General features: G+C 49.5%; 1 protein-coding gene. It reads right to left on the bottom strand.

Going from position 1 to position 455, the window contains the following annotated elements; all coding sequences use genetic code 11:
• Window positions 1–455, bottom strand: a 455-nt coding sequence (locus AB4482_RS22940) for a tandem-95 repeat protein (RefSeq protein ID WP_372181796.1), incomplete at both ends; no start/stop codon positions are given.

Genomic DNA, 455 nt, shown 5'->3' on the forward strand with positions numbered 1-455 from the left:
TCATCTGGCGTGATGGTGAAACTGCCATCATCGTTAGCTACAACCGTCGCATCACCACCAACCGTTAGGCCGCTAGCAGTAAGGTCATCGCCCTCTACGTCAGATGCTTGTGATAGCAATTGCTCTTGGCTTAGACGGATAGAACCGTCTTCATCGATTGAGTACGCTAGGTCACCAGACACTGGTGCATCATCAACGGCAGTTACACTCACATCGATGTTTGCAGATACCGTATCGGTACCGTCAGATACATCAAAACCGAAGTTTACGTCACCATTGAAGTTCTCGTTTGGCGCAAAGGTGTAAGTACCATTACCGTTGTCGGTCAAGATACCGTCACCGCCATCGTAGGTCACACCTTCAACAGTTAGGTTGTCGCCTTCAATGTCCGTTGCGCCTGTTAACAGGTCTGCATCAGTGAAGATGAGTGTGCCGTCTTCTTCAACGCTGAACTG

This window comes from Vibrio sp. 10N.222.55.C7 (assembly GCF_041473335.1).
GTDB classification, from domain to species: domain Bacteria; phylum Pseudomonadota; class Gammaproteobacteria; order Enterobacterales; family Vibrionaceae; genus Vibrio; species Vibrio crassostreae_C.